Origin of the sequence: Parasphingorhabdus sp. (genome assembly GCF_039968395.1) — a bacterium.
In the GTDB taxonomy this organism is placed as follows: domain Bacteria; phylum Pseudomonadota; class Alphaproteobacteria; order Sphingomonadales; family Sphingomonadaceae; genus Parasphingorhabdus.
This window is the reverse complement of the sequence record NZ_JBDVPV010000002.1, coordinates 603,114-619,774: the sequence shown is the minus strand read 5'-3', so window position 1 is coordinate 619,774 and position 16,661 is coordinate 603,114. Positions and strand designations below refer to the sequence as shown.

Here is a 16,661-nt window from a genome sequence, read left to right as displayed (position 1 = left end):
CGAAGGAAGAAATAATGAACCAAGTAACAAATTTCGCAAATCCGATCGCAAAGCCGGAAACATTTGACCAGATCCAGATTGGTCTGGCCTCTCCCGAGCGGATTCGCAGCTGGTCTTTTGGTGAAATCAAAAAACCGGAAACCATTAACTACCGGACGTTCAAGCCCGAGCGTGACGGCCTGTTCTGTGCGCGTATCTTTGGCCCGGTCAAGGATTACGAATGCCTGTGCGGTAAATACAAGCGCATGAAATATAAAGGCATTGTCTGCGAGAAATGCGGTGTCGAAGTTACGGTAACCAAAGTTCGTCGCGAACGCATGGGTCATATCGACCTTGCCGCTCCGGTCGCACATATCTGGTTCCTGAAATCTCTGCCAAGCCGCATCGGCTTGTTGCTCGACATGCAACTCAAGCAGCTGGAGCGCGTGCTTTATTTCGAAAGCTACGTAGTTATCGAACCCGGTTTGACGGCTTTGGAGAAATTCCAGCTGTTGACCGAAGACGAAATGCTGGAAGCACAAGATGAATATGGCGAAGATGCATTCTCCGCCGGCATCGGTGCCGAAGCTGTCAAAATCATGCTGCAGGACCTTGATCTGGAGCGTGAAAAAGAAGACCTGATGGAAGAGCTGGCGACAACCAAGTCGACGCTCAAGCCCAAGAAAATCATCAAGCGGCTTAAAGTGGTCGAAAGCTTCATCGAATCCGGCAACAAACCGGAATGGATGATCCTTGAAATCATTCCCGTCATTCCACCCGAGCTGCGCCCGCTGGTGCCTTTGGATGGCGGCCGATTTGCAACATCCGATCTCAACGATCTCTATCGCCGTGTGATCAACCGGAATAACCGTTTGAAACGCCTGATGGAACTGCGCGCGCCGGACATCATTGTCCGCAACGAGAAGCGCATGTTGCAGGAGTCTGTTGACGCCCTGTTCGACAATGGCCGTCGTGGTCGTACCATTACCGGTGCCAACAAGCGCCCGCTGAAATCGCTGTCCGACATGCTCAAAGGCAAGCAGGGCCGTTTCCGTCAGAACCTTCTCGGTAAACGTGTCGACTATTCCGGTCGCTCGGTGATCGTGACCGGTCCCGAGCTGAAACTGCATCAGTGCGGTCTGCCGAAAAAGATGGCTCTCGAATTGTTCAAGCCGTTTATCTACGCACGGCTCGACGCCAAAGGCCTCTCTATGACGCTTAAACAGGCGAAAAAATGGGTGGAGAAAGAGCGCAAGGAAGTCTGGGATATTCTCGAGGAAGTGATCCGCGAGCATCCCGTGATGCTGAACCGCGCACCAACACTTCACCGTCTTGGTATCCAGGCGTTTGAACCTGTATTGATCGAAGGGAAAGCCATTCAGCTTCATCCACTGGTCTGCTCCGCCTTCAACGCCGACTTTGACGGCGACCAAATGGCTGTCCACGTTCCGCTGAGCCTCGAAGCCCAGCTGGAAGCGCGTGTCCTGATGATGTCGACCAACAACATCCTTTCACCAGCCAATGGCAAACCGATCATTGTTCCTTCACAGGATATGGTTCTTGGTATCTATTACCTGACAATGGATCGCAAAGGCGAACCAGGCGAAGGCATGATCCTTGCCGACATGGCCGAAGTGCATCAGGCACTGGAAATTGGCGCGGTGACCTTGCACTCCAAGATCACAACCCGCGTTCCGCAGACTGATGAAGACGGCAATCCCATTCTCGTGCGGTTTGAAACAACACCTGGTCGTTTGCTGATCGCGGAATGTCTGCCGAAATCACACAAGGTGCCGTTTGATATCGTTAACCGCTTGCTGACCAAGAAAGAGGTCGGCGACGTGATTGACCAAGTTTATCGTCACACCGGTCAGAAAGACACGGTCCTTTTCGCCGATGCGATCATGGGCCTTGGCTTCCGACACGCCTGTAAGGCTGGTATTTCCTTCGGCAAGGATGACATGATCATTCCGGACTCGAAAGATGCCACAGTTGAAGAGACCCGGGCCTTGGTTGCTGACTATGAGCAACAATATCAAGATGGTCTCATCACCCAGCAGGAAAAATACAACAAGGTGATCGATGCCTGGTCCCGCTGTGGTGACACGGTTGCAAACGCCATGATGGACGAACTGGCAGCGACGCCAGAGGACGAGCATGGCCGTGAGCGTGAGATTAATGCAATCTACATGATGAGCCACTCTGGCGCACGTGGTTCGCCAGCACAGATGAAACAGCTGGGCGGTATGCGCGGTCTGATGGCCAAACCTTCTGGCGAGATTATTGAAACACCAATTATCTCGAACTTTAAAGAAGGTCTGACGGTTCTCGAATATTTCAACTCGACCCACGGAGCCCGTAAAGGCCTCGCGGATACGGCGTTGAAAACCGCAAACTCGGGCTATCTGACTCGCCGTCTGGTGGACGTCTCTCAGGATTGTACGATTGTCGAAAATGATTGCGGCACCGAAAATGCACTGGAAATGAAAGCCATTGTCCAGGGTGGTTCGGTTATCGCATCGCTTGGCGAACGTATCCTGGGCCGGACCATGGCTGAAGATATTGTCGACAGCAAAGACGACAAGGTTGTGATCAAATCCGGTACATTGCTGGATGAAGCAGCCATCAAGGTGATCGAAGAGCTCGGCATTCAGTCCGCGCGCATTCGATCTCCACTGGTTTGTGAATCCAAAATGGGGGTCTGCGGCACCTGTTACGGACGTGACCTAGCTCGCGGTACACCGGTCAATATCGGTGAAGCAGTTGGCGTTATCGCAGCTCAGTCTATTGGCGAGCCGGGTACGCAGCTGACGATGCGGACCTTCCACATCGGCGGCGCTGCGCAGCTCAACGAGCAATCCAACCTCGAGGCCGTTGCTGAAGGTACTGTCCAATATCGTGACATGCCGGTGATCGAAGACAAGAACGGAAGGTTCCTGTCACTCGCTCGCTCCGGTGAAATCGCGGTGATCGATGATGAAGGTCGCGAGCGTTCCGCCGACAAGCTTCCATATGGTACGAGCTTGCTGATCAAGGATGGCGCGAAGGTGAAACTCGGCGATCGTCTGGCAGAATGGGATCCGTTCACCATGCCGATGATTACCGAGAAACCAGGTGTCATCAAATATCAGGATGTCATCGAAGGCAAGACGATGACCGAACAGACCGATGAAGCAACCGGGATCGCACAACGCGTGATTACCGAATATCGAGCTTCGGGCCGCGGTGCCAACAAAGAGGATCTGCGTCCACGCCTGACTCTCCTTGATGCCGACAGCGGCGAAGCTGGCCGATACATGCTAGCCAACGGTGCTACTCTCTCCGTGACTGATGGTCAGGAAGTGGAAGCGGGTGACGTGATCGCACGTGTCTCTCGCGAAGCCGCGAAAACGCGTGATATTACCGGTGGTCTGCCGCGCGTTGCCGAACTATTCGAAGCGCGCATTCCGAAAGACAATTCAATTATCGCCAAGGTTTCCGGCCGCGTAGAATATCTGCGCGACTACAAGGCCAAGCGTAAAATTGCGATTGTTCCCGAGGAAGGTGATCCAGTAGAATATCTGGTACCGAAGACGAAAGTCATCGACGTCCAGGAAGGCGATCATGTGAAAAAGGGCGACAATCTCGTGTCCGGTTCACCAGATCCGCATGATATTCTCGAGGTTTTGGGTGTTGAAGCCCTGGCCGAATATCTGGTTGCCGAGATTCAGGAAGTCTATCGTCTGCAGGGCGTGAAGATCAACGACAAGCACATCGAAACGATCGTTCGTCAGATGCTGCAGAAAGTTGAGATCACCAATGGAGGCGACACAACCCTGTTGCCTGGCGAGCAAATCGATAAGGAAGAGATGCTGGAATATAATGCCAAGCTGACCAAGAAACAGACCCCTGCCGAAGGCAAGCCTGTTCTGCTCGGTATCACCAAGGCATCGCTGCAAACGCGCAGCTTTATCTCAGCAGCCTCTTTCCAGGAAACCACCCGGGTGCTGACCCAAGCGGCTGTGGAAGGCAAGAAGGACTCGCTGATCGGTCTCAAGGAAAACGTTATCGTTGGACGTTTGATCCCGGCGGGTACCGGAGCGGGCATGAACCGTGCACGTATCGCTGCAAGCAGCCGCGATGCGGCGCTTCGGGCGCAACAGCAGAAAATGGTAGATGCCATGGCTGCTGCAGAAGAGCTAAAAGCGGAAGAAGCTGCTGCTCCCGCTGCTGAAGAAACGCCAGTAGCGGAAGAAGTCGCTGCAGATGTCGCAGTTGCGGAAGCTCCGGCCGAAACACCGGAAGCAACAGACGAGAACGAATAACTTCTCACTGCACACGCATTAACAAAAAAGGCCCCGCCGGAGAAATCCGGCGGGGCCTTTTTATTGAACTACTCGCATCACATGCGTTCCGATTCGGGACAGAATGAGATATTGCTCTCCGCACATTGTAAAAAATTGAAAATTTTGTTAATGAAGCCTTAAGGATTCGGTGAGGAATTTGAGAATCCTTGAACTAGACAACCATCTTTTTCGGTCGGGTCGAACAATTTGGGGACTAACATTATGAAAAAATTACTTTTAATAGCTGCTGCGGCTTCAGTAGCCGCGGCGTCCGCTCCGGCCGCCGCCGTTGTAACGCTGGACTTTGAGGGTATTGGCGACAATAATCCAGTCGGAAACTTTTATGCACCAGAATATGTCTTCTCGGACGCCACACTTGCGCTTGTAGATGCAGATGCCGGCGGTAACGGCAATTTTGCCAACGAGCCGACTTCCGATACGGTTATGTTCTTCCTGGATGCCAACAATGCCGTGCTTGATGTAACCAATGGTTTTGATACCGGCTTTTCGTTCTTTTACACGTCCTCAACGGCAGCGACAGTGAGTGTTTGGAGCGGCTTGGGTGCAACTGGTTCGCTGTTGGGATCAATTGATCTCACCGCTCAACATACCGACAATTGTGTTGGTGATCCGAACGGCACTTTTTGTAACTGGGATGCTATTGGTATTGACTTTGCTGGTACAGCCTTCTCTATCGATTTTGGCGGCACGGCAAATTTCACGGCCTACGACAATATTACATTCGGCAGTGCAACGCCCGGCGGTGCGGTTCCCGAACCAGCAACATGGGCGTTCATGATCTTTGGTTTCGGTGCAATTGGCGGGGCCATGCGTCGTCAACGCAAAGCCAATGTGAAAGTCAGCTACGCTTAAGCGGTACTGACAAGTAAATTTGAAAAAGGCCTCGCCGGAGAAATCTGGCGGGGCCTTTTTTCTGGCTCACTTAACGAGCATCTGTTCTATCTGTTCCTGAGCCACATTTATCGCTGCATCACCTTTCATCATCTGTTGATCGGCGGCAATAAAGGTAACATCCTCAACGCCGATAAAACTCAATATGTGCCGAAGATATCCGGATGCGAAATCTATTTCACTCCCGATCTCTGTTCCACCTGATGCGAGCGCAATATAGGCTTTCTTGCCGGTCAACATGCCGACAGGTCCTGTTTCGGTATAGCGGAACGTTTTGCGGGCTCGAGCAATCAAATCGATCCAGGCCTTGAGCGCTGCCGGTACACCAAAATTATACACTGGCACGCCCAATACCAATATGTCAGCAGCGACGAGTTCTTCCACCAGCTGATCTGACAAGGCCAGAATTTCGCGCTGTTCGTCGCTGCGGTCAGATTCATCTGTAAAATTGGCTCCGATCCAGCCTTCGGTTACAAACGGAAGTGGTTGGGACAGATCGCGCACCACGACTGATTCCGGGGAGAGCTTGTCGATCAGGGCATCGGTCAACGCGCGGGAAGTCGATCCTTGGTTACGCGCGCTGGCATCGATCCGCAATATTGATGGTTTGTGCGTTTGGGTCATCGTAAAATCCTTGTTTGTATTCGGGAAAAAATCCGGAAGAACGCCTGACGTCAGTCATGCGCTCTTCCGTTCGCGAGTGTCAGTTGGCAGTTTCAATAGCTTCAACAAAAACCAGTTCAGAATCATCCACTGCGGTGATGTCGAGTATCGAGCTATCTCGGATAGTCAGGGCATCACGCGCGCTGATTTCTTCGCCATTTACCTGCATCTTTCCGGTCGAGCCCACCAAATAGATATGCGCACCTTCCGCAATATCATGCTGGACCGACTTGCCAGCTTTCAAGCTTGCGCCGTATAGCCTTGCATCCGCCCGGATCATCAATGCCCCGGATGCGACATCTGCATCGAACCCGCTGGCGAGTATTTCCAGCTGGTTCGATCGGCCCCCTTTGGGGAAGGATTTGGCATCCCAGCGAGGATCACCTCCTTCAGTGCGGGGTTCGATCCAAATCTGGAACAACCGCGTTTGGTCTGCCTCCAAATTATACTCGCTATGGGTCACGCCGGTTCCAGCGCTCATCACCTGAACATCGCCAGCAAGTGTGCGTCCTTCATTCCCCATATTGTCGCGATGAGTAATGGCACCTTCACGCACATATGTGATAATCTCCATATTCTCGTGCGGGTGCATCGGGAAACCGGTTTGCGGCGCGATTTCATCATCATTCCAGACCCGGATCGGGCCAAATCCCATACGAGACGGATCCCAATATTTTCCGAAGGAAAAGTGATGACGAGCCTGTAGCCAGTCATGATCGACATGGGCCAGATCGGAAAATTTGCGTTTCTCTATCATTTTCATTCTCCATTTTCAGACAACCGCTTGTTGTCCGTGCTTGAGAAGGAGATAGTCACAAAATCTTGTTTCCAAAATAGACAAGATAGAAATTGATTGTTTCCATTTATGGTATAATAATCGAAGCATGTCTTTACCGGATTATGAAGCCTGGGCGATATTCGCTGCAGTGGCACGGCTTGGTAGCTTCACCGCCACGGCGCGGGAGCTCAAACTGTCCAAGCCAACGATATCGAAAGCAATCACGCGACTGGAGACGAGTCTGAGCACCGTGCTGTTCCATCGCACATCCCGGAAAATTTCTTTGTCTACAGCGGGCCGGTCGCTCCTCCCCCACGCTCAGAAAATTGCCCATGACGGCGACGCAGCTATGGATGCTGCGCGGGACACAACCCATTTGCTGCGGGGACAAGTCCGCATGGCTGCTCCGCTCAGTTATGGCTTGTCCCATCTCACGCCAGTCATCGCCGACTTCATGGGCAAATATCCGGAAATCGCCGTGGACGTGCAGCTTAGCGATGCCCGGGTTGACCTGGTAGAGGAAGGATTTGATCTTGCTGTCAGGATCGCTGCACTGCCTGATAGCAGTCTGCGCGCCATCCTGTTGCGCCGAATGAAGGGATATTTTCTTGCCTCTCCCTCCTATATCGAAAAAAATGGAGAACCCCGGCATCCATCCGAATTGTCGAACCATGACTGCTTTATCTATTCCAATCTGCCAACACCGGAACTCTGGCATCTCACCGGTCCCGGGGGAGAGAAAGCAAGCGTTCAACCAAAATGCCGCCTGCGCACCAATAATGGATCGCTTGAACTGGCATCAATCCTTGCAGGCCACGGGATAGGAAGCCTTCCGGATTTTCTGTGCGACGAGGATCTCCAGGCTGGCCGGTTGGTCGCCATCCTACACGGGTGGAATTTCGAACCGATCGATCTCAATATCGTCATGCCCCCTTCCCCACTGCGCCCCGCCCGCGTCAATGCACTCATCGATCATCTGAAGAAAAACCTGCACTGATCCGGGAAAGCTAACCGGCGACAACATAATTGCATTCCGCAAAAAGGGTCAGTTGGTTTGTCCCGGACGATAGGACCTTGTGGCGGCCTTTCTGATATTGTCCGGTTTGAACCTGGCGGATTTCAGTTTCCGTTTTGAGTAAAGCAGAGCCTGATCGAAAAAATGCACTGATCCCGGATCCCGGCTTTGGCCATAGGCCATAATCGATTGAGCTTTTACCTCCGGACCGAATTCCACGACGCTCACAAAAGAGTGCCCATGTTCGCCATAGCTGATTTTGGACGCTTCATCAGTTGCCGTATTGAAAGTCATTATCGCGCCCATGTAAAACGGCGTGCCCGATGAAGGCAGATCAAAATGCGCCTGCGAACCAGTGCGTTTGCCATCTTGCGTCGCCCGTTTCAGCCTGTTGATATGTCCATACGGAATTCGCCAGCTACCGTAGTTGTTTGTGAGGAGTACCAGTGCTTTTCTGAGTCGGCCAATCATCGGATTTTTCGAATCATCCTCTCGGATATGGAACATGGTCACATAAACCGCAGCCCCGATTGAATCCGCATCGGCGCGTCTGTTCCAATCTTTGAGAATGTTAAAGGCTTCCTGCAATTCAGGTTCCGCACTTTGTTTTTGTATTGAGAACTGATCCCATTCCGCGTTGAGCGTGCCAATATCTCCCTCTGCGGTAGGCAGGTAAGTATCAAAGGCAAATTGCGACAATTGCGCCATTGAAATCTTGTCCTCCGACCCAATAAGTTCTCGGGAACGTTGGGCAATCGCCGTGTCCCGCTCAGACCGAAACATGTAGCTCGGATAGTCGTCCATCGATGGATTGTGGCCGTTCGTCGTCACAAAAGGAGAGCTGTTGGAATTTTGCAAAAATCCGGAAACCGGGTCTTCAACTTGCGGCAACTCGGTCAGTGAGAAAAACCCCTGCCAGTCCGTTTCAGGATTGCTGCCGTCGACCGGCTCGGACCAGTTAAATCTGGCATTGCGCTTGGGAATAGCCCCGCCATAAACGTAGAATATGTGCCCGTCTCGCCCGGCATACATGAAGTTGTTGTAGGTGATATCCATGGGCGCAATAGCATGTTTGAACTCCTTCAGGTTACGGGCCTTGCTGATATCGAAAAACTGTTCAAGCACACCGCCGGTAGATAATTTGGCAACTCTGAGCGCCAGTCGTTGGCCATTCGGACCATCGAACAGCGGTCCATGGCGAGATTTTTCGAAGTCATGTTCCTGCTGAGTGCCGCCGTCGGATGTTGCCACGGCAATGGTTTCTGTCCACTTGATGGTGGTCAGTAGTTCGTCACCATATTGATAGGTCCCGGCCGCAACATCGATGAATTTCTCTGCGTAGACATCGTTAATGTCGGGGTCGTTCGCCGTGATCGACCAACCCATATCGCCATTGTGACCGGAAATAGGCAAGATGCCGATGCCATAGGCCAATTGACCGGAAACATTCAGGCCTTCTTCGCTGTGAAGAGACATTTCATAAGGTGCTTCCAGTGGAATATGCGGATTGATGAACAGCATGGGATGTCCCGATGCACTTTTGGACGATCCGATCGCCCACATGGTTGAAGCAAGATAACCGGAAAAGGCAGAGAGGATTCCGGGTTCTCCGATTTGCCTCTGGGTTTCGCCGTCAATTCCAGAAACATGAAAAAGTCGGTAACCAACAAGAGCATGCCATGGTTCAAAATGCGTGATTAGTCTGGGTTTGATTTCCGGATGAGTTTTCAAAAAATAGTTCATACCCGCTGCAAATGCATCGCAAAGAATTTTGATTTTCGCGGGAGCATCCAGATATTCCTGCCGAGAGTGTTTTTCTATTTCGAGTTTTCTGAGAAAAATATCCCACGCGAGCCAGTCTGGTCCGCTAACAGCTGCTGCCTGACCGAGCAGCTTGATGTAAGCTTGCTCCATATAGAGGAATTCATCCTCGGCTCTGGCGTATGTGCTGCCAAAAATTACACTGGCGTCAGTTGGACCGAAAACATGTGGAACGCCAAATTCATCCCTGATGATCGTTACATCCTCAGCCAGAATATGTGCAGTCGCACTTTTTGCCGGAACAGACTGGCTGACTGAGCGGATTTCAGCATCTAGAGCCGCGCAACTTCCCAGCACCAACAGCAGCGGAACCGTCAAGATCAGGCGGAATTTTCCAAACAACATCTAAGAACCTCTTTTTCGCACAAAACGGGTTCCCTTTTAGGTCAAAAAACAGCAACCAGCGTCCGTCTGGATGCAGCCGGACGAATTATTCTTGGTGGAGTTGTTCAATGTCGACACTGGTTGGACTAACCGGGTTGCTATTGCATCACTGAATCGGCAGCTATTTGGTCCTATGGATTCATCACTCAATTTGAATGTCTGGAATTTACTAATCCTGATCGGTGGTTTGCACGGCCTGATGATCAGTATCTTGCTTGTGCTGTCTCGCAAGAACCGCAGATCCGGCAATATGTTGCTAGCGCTGATGCTGGTCTTTTACACGTTGCCGATACTACGCGTGGTTTTGCACGATATGGGCTTCATCAGATCGCTGGGTTATTCATTCCTTTCGGTGGAGCTGTTATATGGCCTCGGACCGTCGCTTTATCTCTACACCAAAACGCTTGCCAATCCTCGCTTCCATCCCGGCAGGACAGATCTGTTTCACTTCTTGCCGGTCGTACTGGAGATTCTGTACTATTCCAGCCCGTTCTACCAGCGGCACGAGTTTTACTTTGTTGCCGAACCGCTGAATGCCGATCATGTCATCTGGATGGTCGAGCAAGCAGGAGGGGTAATATCCGTTTTTGTCTATCTGTTCCTGACCAACCGGTTGTTGAGCACATATTCAAAATGGCTCCGAGAAAACTATTCAGAACTCCGCAAACGCACGTTGAGCTGGTTACAAAAGCCAGTGCTTCTCTACACCGTTTTCTTTACCCTGTGGATAAGTTTACGGGCGATAGACATCATTCTGTATGGCGATAGTCTGGTGATCGCATATTATTATACGTTCCTTCTGTTCCTGTCATTGGGAACCTACTGGATTGGCACTCAAGGCTATCTGCACACGCAGGTTTTGATTGCGGGATTTGATCAGACACCAGCCAAAGTAGCCCAGCTGAGAAACAACGGTGCAGAATTGGCAGCGTTATATGCGAAACTGGAGACTATTATGTCTCGTGAGAAACCCTATCTCGACGACGAACTGAGCCTGACTGCGCTGGCCAATCAATTGCAAGTCAACCAGAGACTACTATCCAGAGTCATCAATTCTCAAGCACAGGTCAGTTTTTATGATTATGTCAATGCCTACCGCATTGATGAATTCAAGCAACGTCTGCCAACCTATCGTGAGAAACAACCACTGATAAATCTGGCCTATGATTGCGGCTTTGGATCAAAAGCAACGTTCAATCAGGTGTTCAAGGCCAGCACTGGCGTCACGCCATCCCATTATCGGAGAATTTTACAAAACCCATTGGAGAAACAATCCCCCAACGAGACAAATTCAGCTCCGGATTAATGTCTGCTTTCGGGGGAGAAAATAGGTTTCCTCATTTGTAGCGCAGAGATAGTAAAGTTCATCATGATCCCGGATCCAAATCTTCATGCCGATTGAAACAATCCTGCTTTTCCTGATCACAGACCTGATATTCTGCATGACTCCCGGGCCAGCAACGATGGTAACGGTCAGTCACGCTCTGCCGGCCGGTCGCGAAGGCGGAATGCGCGGAGCATTGGGCCCCATGATCGGCGTTAATATTGGCAACTTCATATGGTATGCGCTGACTGCATTTGGCCTGATCGCGATCATACAGGCCTTTCCGCTTGCTTATGCCGCCTTGCGCTGGATTGGCGTCGCCTACTTGATCTGGATGGGCATCGGCATGCTGCGCAGCACGGGAGCTCGCCTTTCGGGTGCATCCGCCACACGTGCCGGGTTCAGGAAGGGTTTCTTCAATGGGCTGGCCGTTCATATGTCCAATCCCAAGGCCCTGCTCTTTTACACCGCGATCATTCCACCTTTCATTGATTCAGATGGAAACCTGTGGCTGCAATTTGCCATACTTGCAGGTTTGACTGTCATCACGGAAACAACGGGTTTGACGTTTTACGCAGCGATCGCATCCCGTCTCCGCAACCTGAAAAAGGTCGGTGATCCGCAGCGGATGTTCCAGAACATCGCCGGGATTATTTTGATACTTGCAGCACTTGTGCTGGCATGGTGGAATTATGTAGATATGGAAACCACCATTCTGGTGTTCAATATCCTGCAAGGTCAGCTAGTCTAAATGTCTATCATGTTCAAATTTTTGGTTCTTCTGATCCTGGCTTGCAGTGGGCTTTTGTCATCTGCAGCATCTGCGCAAAGCGCGGTTGGATATGATCCTGCCGTCGGACTGAAAAATTTGCAAAAGCTGGATCAGAGGCTGCATGAAATCGGATACCGGCTTGTTTCCGCCAATAGCAAATATTGTGTGAATCAACGATCGAACAGCGGGCTGCTGTTGCACGACATCACTCAATATGGCGATGCACAACTGGCTCGCACGGCATTTGGATTTACCACTCCTATTGCCGTTAATGCGGTTGCTGCCGGCAGCATTGGGGGGAGAGCCGGCATCCGGGCAGGAGATAATCTGGCGAAGATCAATGGCCAGCTTGTGGAGAATATCCCTGTTGATCCTGTCGTTGCGAAAAACGAACGACCCGAATATCAGCGCGTGGCTTCTGCATATCTGTTACTGGCGGAAGCGCTCTCAGAAGGGCGTGCCAAGCTGTCTGTTAGTCGCAATGGCGTCGCTCACAGCGTTGAACTGACGCCTGAGCTCACTTGTGCCAGTCGGTTTCAGATAAAGGTAGATGACGATCGTAACGCGTCTGCCAATGGAAAGATCGTCAGTATTTCATCTGCACTGGCGGAGTATTTTGCCGATGATGACGAATTTGCAGCAGTCGCTGCGCATGAACTGGCACATAATCTCCTGAATCACCGGGACAGACTCAACCGGCAGAAAGTCAATCGGGGGTTTTTTGGGCAATTCGGGAAAAGCGCGCGAAGGATCAAGGATACCGAAATCGAAGCCGACCGGCTGTCTGTCTGGTTGATGGCCAATGCGGGCTATGATCCCGAGGCCGCCATTCGCTTCTGGACCAGATATGGCAAAGAACATGGCAAAGGTATTTTTTCTGCCTCGACCCACTATCGCTGGAAGAAGCGGGTGAAATTGTTTGAAGAGGAAATCGCCAGGATGGCGAAAACAGAATCGCAAGAAGGAAAACGCGTTCCACCATTGCTTCTCACCGATCAAAGGGCCAGCAACTAAACCGGGTGCTCAGTCGTCGCGATATTGCGCCTTGCAGGCTTTGCGCTCCTGCTTGTTCTCCGCAGCATCCAGACAGGCCTCGCGTTCACGTTTTCGCTCGGCAAGCACGCGCCGGCCTACATCTTCCTCTTTTTCGGATTGCGTTTGAGTTGTGGCATCAACAGCCGTTTCAACGACCGTGCCGGCGGCACGCACAGGTGCGGTGATAATCTTTCCCGCAACACAACCAGTCAGGCCCGTCAGAACAATGGCTACAGCCATGATAGAGACAATACGCATGATCTTCTCCTTGGCACGGATTCTTGCGCCTATGCCAATGAAGATGCGATGAACAGCGACAGCGTCTGGAAAATCAGGTTTCTGCAAGTAGTTTTTCTGCGATGGCACGCACATCTTTACCGATTTCGGGATGCTGAAGAGCCAACGCCAGATTGGCTTCTACATAGCCCTGTTTGGAGCCACAGTCGTACCTTTTTCCATCGAAAGTCATGCCATGAAAGGGCTGTTGCCCAATCATCTGCGCCATCGCGTCGGTCAACTGAATTTCCCCGCCAGCTCCGGCTTCCTGGTTTTCCAATATCCGCATCACTTCAGGTTGCAGGATATAGCGGCCCGGCAAGATGAGGTTCGACGGAGCAGTGCCGGCAGCGGGTTTCTCCACCAGCCCTCTGACCTCCGTTATCGGTCCATCTCGTTTTCCCGGATCTATAACACCATAGGAGGGGGTCTCTTCGATCGGAATCTCGAGGGCACATACCACGTTACCGCCAAGTTGCTCGTAGGCGCCTACCATCTGTTTCATGCACCCCGGGCTACCGACCATGAATTCATCAGGCAGGAAAATGGCAAAAGGTTCATCGCCGACGATATCGCGTGCACACCAGATCGCGTGTCCCAGACCCAAAGGTTCCTGTTGCCGAACAAATACACTATCGCCCGGTTTCAATCGCGTACCATCGAGAACCGTGCCATCCTTGGATCGATCGCTCATCGTCCGCTCCAGTTCATAGGCCAGGTCGAAATGATCCTCGATCATCCCCTTGCCGCGCCCGTTGACGAAGATCATCTGCTCAATTCCCGCTTCCAGCGCTTCATCGACCGCATATTGCAACAGCGGCCGGTCTACGATCGGAAAAAGTTCCTTGGGCATGACTTTGGTTGCGGGAAGAAACCGCGTTCCCATACCGGCTACGGGAAATACGGCCTTTTTGATTGGCTTCATGGAAACGGTCCTAATCTTTCAGTTTGTCTGCGAAGCTCGTCCGCAATTTTTGCAATTTTGGTGGGATCGTTGCGACGCAATATGGGTTTCCGCGACCTTCGTCAGCCCAATACTGCTGATGATAATCTTCGGCAACATACCAGGTATCAGGACCTTCGATTGTCGTCACAATCGGTTCGGATCGATCCGCAGCAGCTCGCTCGATACCAGCCTCAGCTTCCGTCTTTTGCGCATCATCCAGAGGGAATATCGCTGATCGATACTGCGTCCCCACATCATTGCCCTGCCGATTTAGCTGGGTCGGATCATGGGTTGCGAAAAATATGTCAAGCAAGTCTGCATAGCTGACGACCTCTGGATCAAATTCGATCTTGATCGCTTCTGCATGGCCAGTTGTACCGGAGCATACTTCCCGATAAGTCGGATTTGGATTTGCACCCCCAATATAGCCACTTTCAACAGATGCCACGCCCGCAATGTCGTTGAACACTGCCTCGGTGCACCAGAAACAGCCTCCGGCAAATATCGCTTCCTGCATATTGATCTTGGCTCCTCTTGCCGTCCTGTTGCTCAACCCGTCAGCGTATAACTGGCAAGATGGAACAGGAAAGCAAGTGCGAACTGATCAGATCATCGATTTTACAAGGTTTGGGAAGCTATTCGTCGCTGATATCCGGCTTTGATTCGTCACCTACAAACTTGTAGGCGATACCAGCCAGAACCGCTCCGGCAATCGGTGCCACCCAGAAAACCCACAACTGGGACAAAGCAATTCCACCTTCAATCAGAGCTGGCCCCGTGCTGCGTGCCGGATTCACGGAAGTATTGGTCACCGGGATGCTGATCAGATGGATCAGTGTGAGACCAAGACCTATCGCGAGCGGTGCAAAGCCGGCAGGAGCCCGGCCATCTGTGGCCCCAAGGATGATCATCAGGAAAAAGAAGGTCAACAACACTTCAATCGCGATACCAGCGCTCATCGCATATCCGCCAGGCGATATTTCGCCGACGCCATTGGCCGCCAGCCCGTTCACGGCGATATCATAATCAGGATTACCGGTAGCAATCAGATAAAGCGCTGCGGCCGCCGCAACAGCGCCAACAACTTGTGCGATAATATATACCGGGATCTCGTTGGCGGGAAACCGCCCTCCGGCCCAAAGTCCAATGGTGACTGCAGGATTTAGATGACAGCCACTAATATGCCCGATTGCATAAGCCATTGTTACAACCGTCAAACCGAACGCGAGTGAAACACCCAACAGGCCAATTCCAACTTCCGGAAAAGCTGCCGCGATGACTGCGCTTCCGCAACCTCCGAATACAAGCCAGAATGTTCCCAGAAATTCAGCCAAAGATTTTTGAACCGCGGTCATATGCTATCTCCCTCAAAATAGTACATCCATTGGATGATTTCGGTGATGTATCATAACCAAGAACATTTCCCAACTTAGAGGGGTGTAAAAACATGTATGGAAATGTTTCATTCTCGAAATGCTGCACGCCGCAGGCGATCATTTATCGCCCTCCCAATTCCGTGCGCAGGAATCGGAGCTATTGCAATAGCCGACATTTCACTCGCATCCGCGATATGCAGAAGCGCGAATAGCTTGCTGGCCGCCTCAGCGAGATCGCCACTCTCTGACAGACTGATGTGTCCGCCCACCGAACCAAAACCGATAAGAAACTCGCCATGCTCTGCCTGTTTTGAATCCAGTCGCAATATTTTGGACGGCGCATAGTGGCTTGCCAGCTGGCCTGGAGCCTGAATCTTTGGGTCGCTGTTCTGACTGGGCGCTTGCCCCAGATATTTCGCCAGCCCCTCTGTGCTCACCGGACCGGGTCTCAACACATGATAATTTTCTCCGGTCACTGCGACGATAGTGGATTCCAATCCATCCGCACTGGCACCTGCATCGAGGATCGATATATCGCAATCTCCAAGACTATGCCGTACATGTTTGGCTGTTGTCGGGCTGATAGCCCCGCTTTTATTGGCAGATGGAGCAGCAAGGAAGAGTCCCGACGTCTTGAGCAATTTTTGCATCACCGGATGTGCCGGGCAGCGCAGCGCAATCGTATCCAGTCCCGCGGTCACCGCCGCGGTGACCGGGGCAGTAGGGTTTAGCGGGACAACCAAAGTCAGCGGTCCGGGCCAGAATCGGTCAGCAATTTTGCAGGCAAGAGCGTTGAAATGACCTAATTTTTTTGCTGAAATCTGATCGGGAACATGCACGATCAAAGGGTTGAAATCAGGCCGCCCCTTTGTGCGGTAAATTTCAGCAACAGCCTCTGTGTTTGTCGAATCAGCCGCCAGACCGTAGACGGTTTCTGTTGGGACCGCGACCAACTCTCCACCGCGCAAGCGCTCCGCTGCTTCCGCAATGGTCAGTTCGCCGTAGCGTCTATCAATGTCATCAATATGATCGTTTGAGCCAGACATGATAGGGCG

Annotated in this window: 14 protein-coding genes; 6 read left to right on the top strand and 8 right to left on the bottom strand. The window is 51.8% G+C overall.

Annotated features, from left to right (window positions below; translation table 11 throughout):
- Positions 1-14 precede the first annotated feature (14 nt).
- The gene (gene rpoC / locus ABJI30_RS07175; protein WP_348016501.1) at positions 15-4,283 is read left to right on the top strand and encodes a DNA-directed RNA polymerase subunit beta'; all 4,269 of its coding nucleotides are present in this window, start codon (positions 15-17) and stop codon (positions 4,281-4,283) included.
- 243 nt (positions 4,284-4,526) lie between these two features.
- Positions 4,527-5,177, top strand: coding sequence for a PEPxxWA-CTERM sorting domain-containing protein (locus ABJI30_RS07170; protein ID WP_348016500.1), 651 nt, complete (start codon positions 4,527-4,529; stop codon positions 5,175-5,177).
- 66 nt (positions 5,178-5,243) lie between these two features.
- On the opposite strand, the gene ABJI30_RS07165 is transcribed toward ABJI30_RS07170, so the two are convergent.
- Entirely contained in the window at positions 5,244-5,840 is a 597-nt protein-coding gene (locus tag ABJI30_RS07165) for an NAD(P)H-dependent oxidoreductase (protein ID WP_348016499.1), read from the bottom strand.
- A 79-nt stretch (positions 5,841-5,919) separates the two neighbouring features.
- On the bottom strand, positions 5,920-6,636 hold the full coding sequence (locus ABJI30_RS07160) for a pirin family protein (protein ID WP_348016498.1): 717 nt from the start codon (positions 6,634-6,636) through the stop codon (positions 5,920-5,922).
- 127 nt (positions 6,637-6,763) lie between these two features.
- Here ABJI30_RS07160 and ABJI30_RS07155 point away from each other — a divergent pair, with 127 nt between their 5' ends.
- Entirely contained in the window at positions 6,764-7,654 is an 891-nt protein-coding gene (locus tag ABJI30_RS07155; protein WP_348016497.1) for a LysR family transcriptional regulator, read from the top strand.
- 48 nt (positions 7,655-7,702) lie between these two features.
- Here the strand turns inward: ABJI30_RS07155 and ABJI30_RS07150 are convergent, their stop codons facing one another.
- A complete protein-coding gene (locus ABJI30_RS07150; RefSeq protein WP_348016496.1) occupies positions 7,703-9,838 on the bottom strand; it encodes a penicillin acylase family protein in 2,136 nt (711 codons plus the stop codon).
- Positions 9,839-10,010: 172 nt separating this feature from the next.
- On the opposite strand from ABJI30_RS07150, the gene ABJI30_RS07145 reads away from it, so the two are divergent.
- From ABJI30_RS07145 to ABJI30_RS07135, 3 genes are all read left to right on the top strand, one after another.
- A complete protein-coding gene (locus ABJI30_RS07145) occupies positions 10,011-11,183 on the top strand; it encodes an AraC family transcriptional regulator (RefSeq protein WP_348016495.1) in 1,173 nt (390 codons plus the stop codon).
- Between the two features lie 85 nt (positions 11,184-11,268).
- Positions 11,269-11,952, top strand: a complete 684-nt coding sequence (locus ABJI30_RS07140; protein WP_348016494.1) for a LysE family translocator — start codon at positions 11,269-11,271, stop codon at positions 11,950-11,952.
- Positions 11,953-12,006: 54 nt separating this feature from the next.
- On the top strand, positions 12,007-12,987 hold the full coding sequence (locus ABJI30_RS07135) for a M48 family metallopeptidase (protein ID WP_348025418.1): 981 nt from the start codon (positions 12,007-12,009) through the stop codon (positions 12,985-12,987).
- Positions 12,988-12,996: 9 nt separating this feature from the next.
- Here ABJI30_RS07135 and ABJI30_RS07130 read toward each other — a convergent pair whose 3' ends face one another.
- The 5 genes from ABJI30_RS07130 to ABJI30_RS07110 all read right to left on the bottom strand — a co-directional run bounded on the left by ABJI30_RS07130 (position 12,997) and on the right by ABJI30_RS07110 (position 16,652).
- The gene (locus ABJI30_RS07130) at positions 12,997-13,266 is read right to left on the bottom strand and encodes a DUF6726 family protein (RefSeq protein ID WP_348016492.1); all 270 of its coding nucleotides are present in this window, start codon (positions 13,264-13,266) and stop codon (positions 12,997-12,999) included.
- Positions 13,267-13,339: 73 nt separating this feature from the next.
- Positions 13,340-14,209 carry a UTP--glucose-1-phosphate uridylyltransferase gene (locus ABJI30_RS07125; RefSeq protein ID WP_348016491.1) on the bottom strand — a complete coding sequence of 290 codons (870 nt, stop codon included), beginning with the start codon at positions 14,207-14,209 and terminating at the stop codon, positions 13,340-13,342.
- Positions 14,210-14,219: 10 nt separating this feature from the next.
- Entirely contained in the window at positions 14,220-14,747 is a 528-nt protein-coding gene (msrA, locus tag ABJI30_RS07120) for a peptide-methionine (S)-S-oxide reductase MsrA (RefSeq protein ID WP_348016490.1), read from the bottom strand.
- A 118-nt stretch (positions 14,748-14,865) separates the two neighbouring features.
- Positions 14,866-15,585, bottom strand: coding sequence for an aquaporin Z (gene aqpZ, locus ABJI30_RS07115; RefSeq protein ID WP_348016489.1), 720 nt, complete (start codon positions 15,583-15,585; stop codon positions 14,866-14,868).
- Positions 15,586-15,692: 107 nt separating this feature from the next.
- The gene (locus ABJI30_RS07110; protein WP_348016488.1) at positions 15,693-16,652 is read right to left on the bottom strand and encodes an L-threonylcarbamoyladenylate synthase; all 960 of its coding nucleotides are present in this window, start codon (positions 16,650-16,652) and stop codon (positions 15,693-15,695) included.
- Positions 16,653-16,661: the final 9 nt, after the last annotated feature.

Coding starts and splice junctions, on each gene's coding strand:
- ABJI30_RS07150 (WP_348016496.1), bottom strand. CDS start 9,838: ATGTTGTTTGGAAAATTCCGCCTGATCTTGACGGTTCCGCTGCTGTTG.
- msrA (WP_348016490.1), bottom strand. CDS start 14,747: ATGCAGGAAGCGATATTTGCCGGAGGCTGTTTCTGGTGCACCGAGGCA.
- ABJI30_RS07140 (WP_348016494.1), top strand. CDS start 11,269: ATGCCGATTGAAACAATCCTGCTTTTCCTGATCACAGACCTGATATTC.
- ABJI30_RS07155 (WP_348016497.1), top strand. CDS start 6,764: ATGTCTTTACCGGATTATGAAGCCTGGGCGATATTCGCTGCAGTGGCA.
- ABJI30_RS07125 (WP_348016491.1), bottom strand. CDS start 14,209: ATGAAGCCAATCAAAAAGGCCGTATTTCCCGTAGCCGGTATGGGAACG.
- ABJI30_RS07165 (WP_348016499.1), bottom strand. CDS start 5,840: ATGACCCAAACGCACAAACCATCAATATTGCGGATCGATGCCAGCGCG.
- ABJI30_RS07130 (WP_348016492.1), bottom strand. CDS start 13,266: ATGCGTATTGTCTCTATCATGGCTGTAGCCATTGTTCTGACGGGCCTG.
- ABJI30_RS07110 (WP_348016488.1), bottom strand. CDS start 16,652: ATGTCTGGCTCAAACGATCATATTGATGACATTGATAGACGCTACGGC.
- ABJI30_RS07170 (WP_348016500.1), top strand. CDS start 4,527: ATGAAAAAATTACTTTTAATAGCTGCTGCGGCTTCAGTAGCCGCGGCG.
- rpoC (WP_348016501.1), top strand. CDS start 15: ATGAACCAAGTAACAAATTTCGCAAATCCGATCGCAAAGCCGGAAACA.
- ABJI30_RS07160 (WP_348016498.1), bottom strand. CDS start 6,636: ATGATAGAGAAACGCAAATTTTCCGATCTGGCCCATGTCGATCATGAC.
- aqpZ (WP_348016489.1), bottom strand. CDS start 15,585: ATGACCGCGGTTCAAAAATCTTTGGCTGAATTTCTGGGAACATTCTGG.
- ABJI30_RS07145 (WP_348016495.1), top strand. CDS start 10,011: ATGGATTCATCACTCAATTTGAATGTCTGGAATTTACTAATCCTGATC.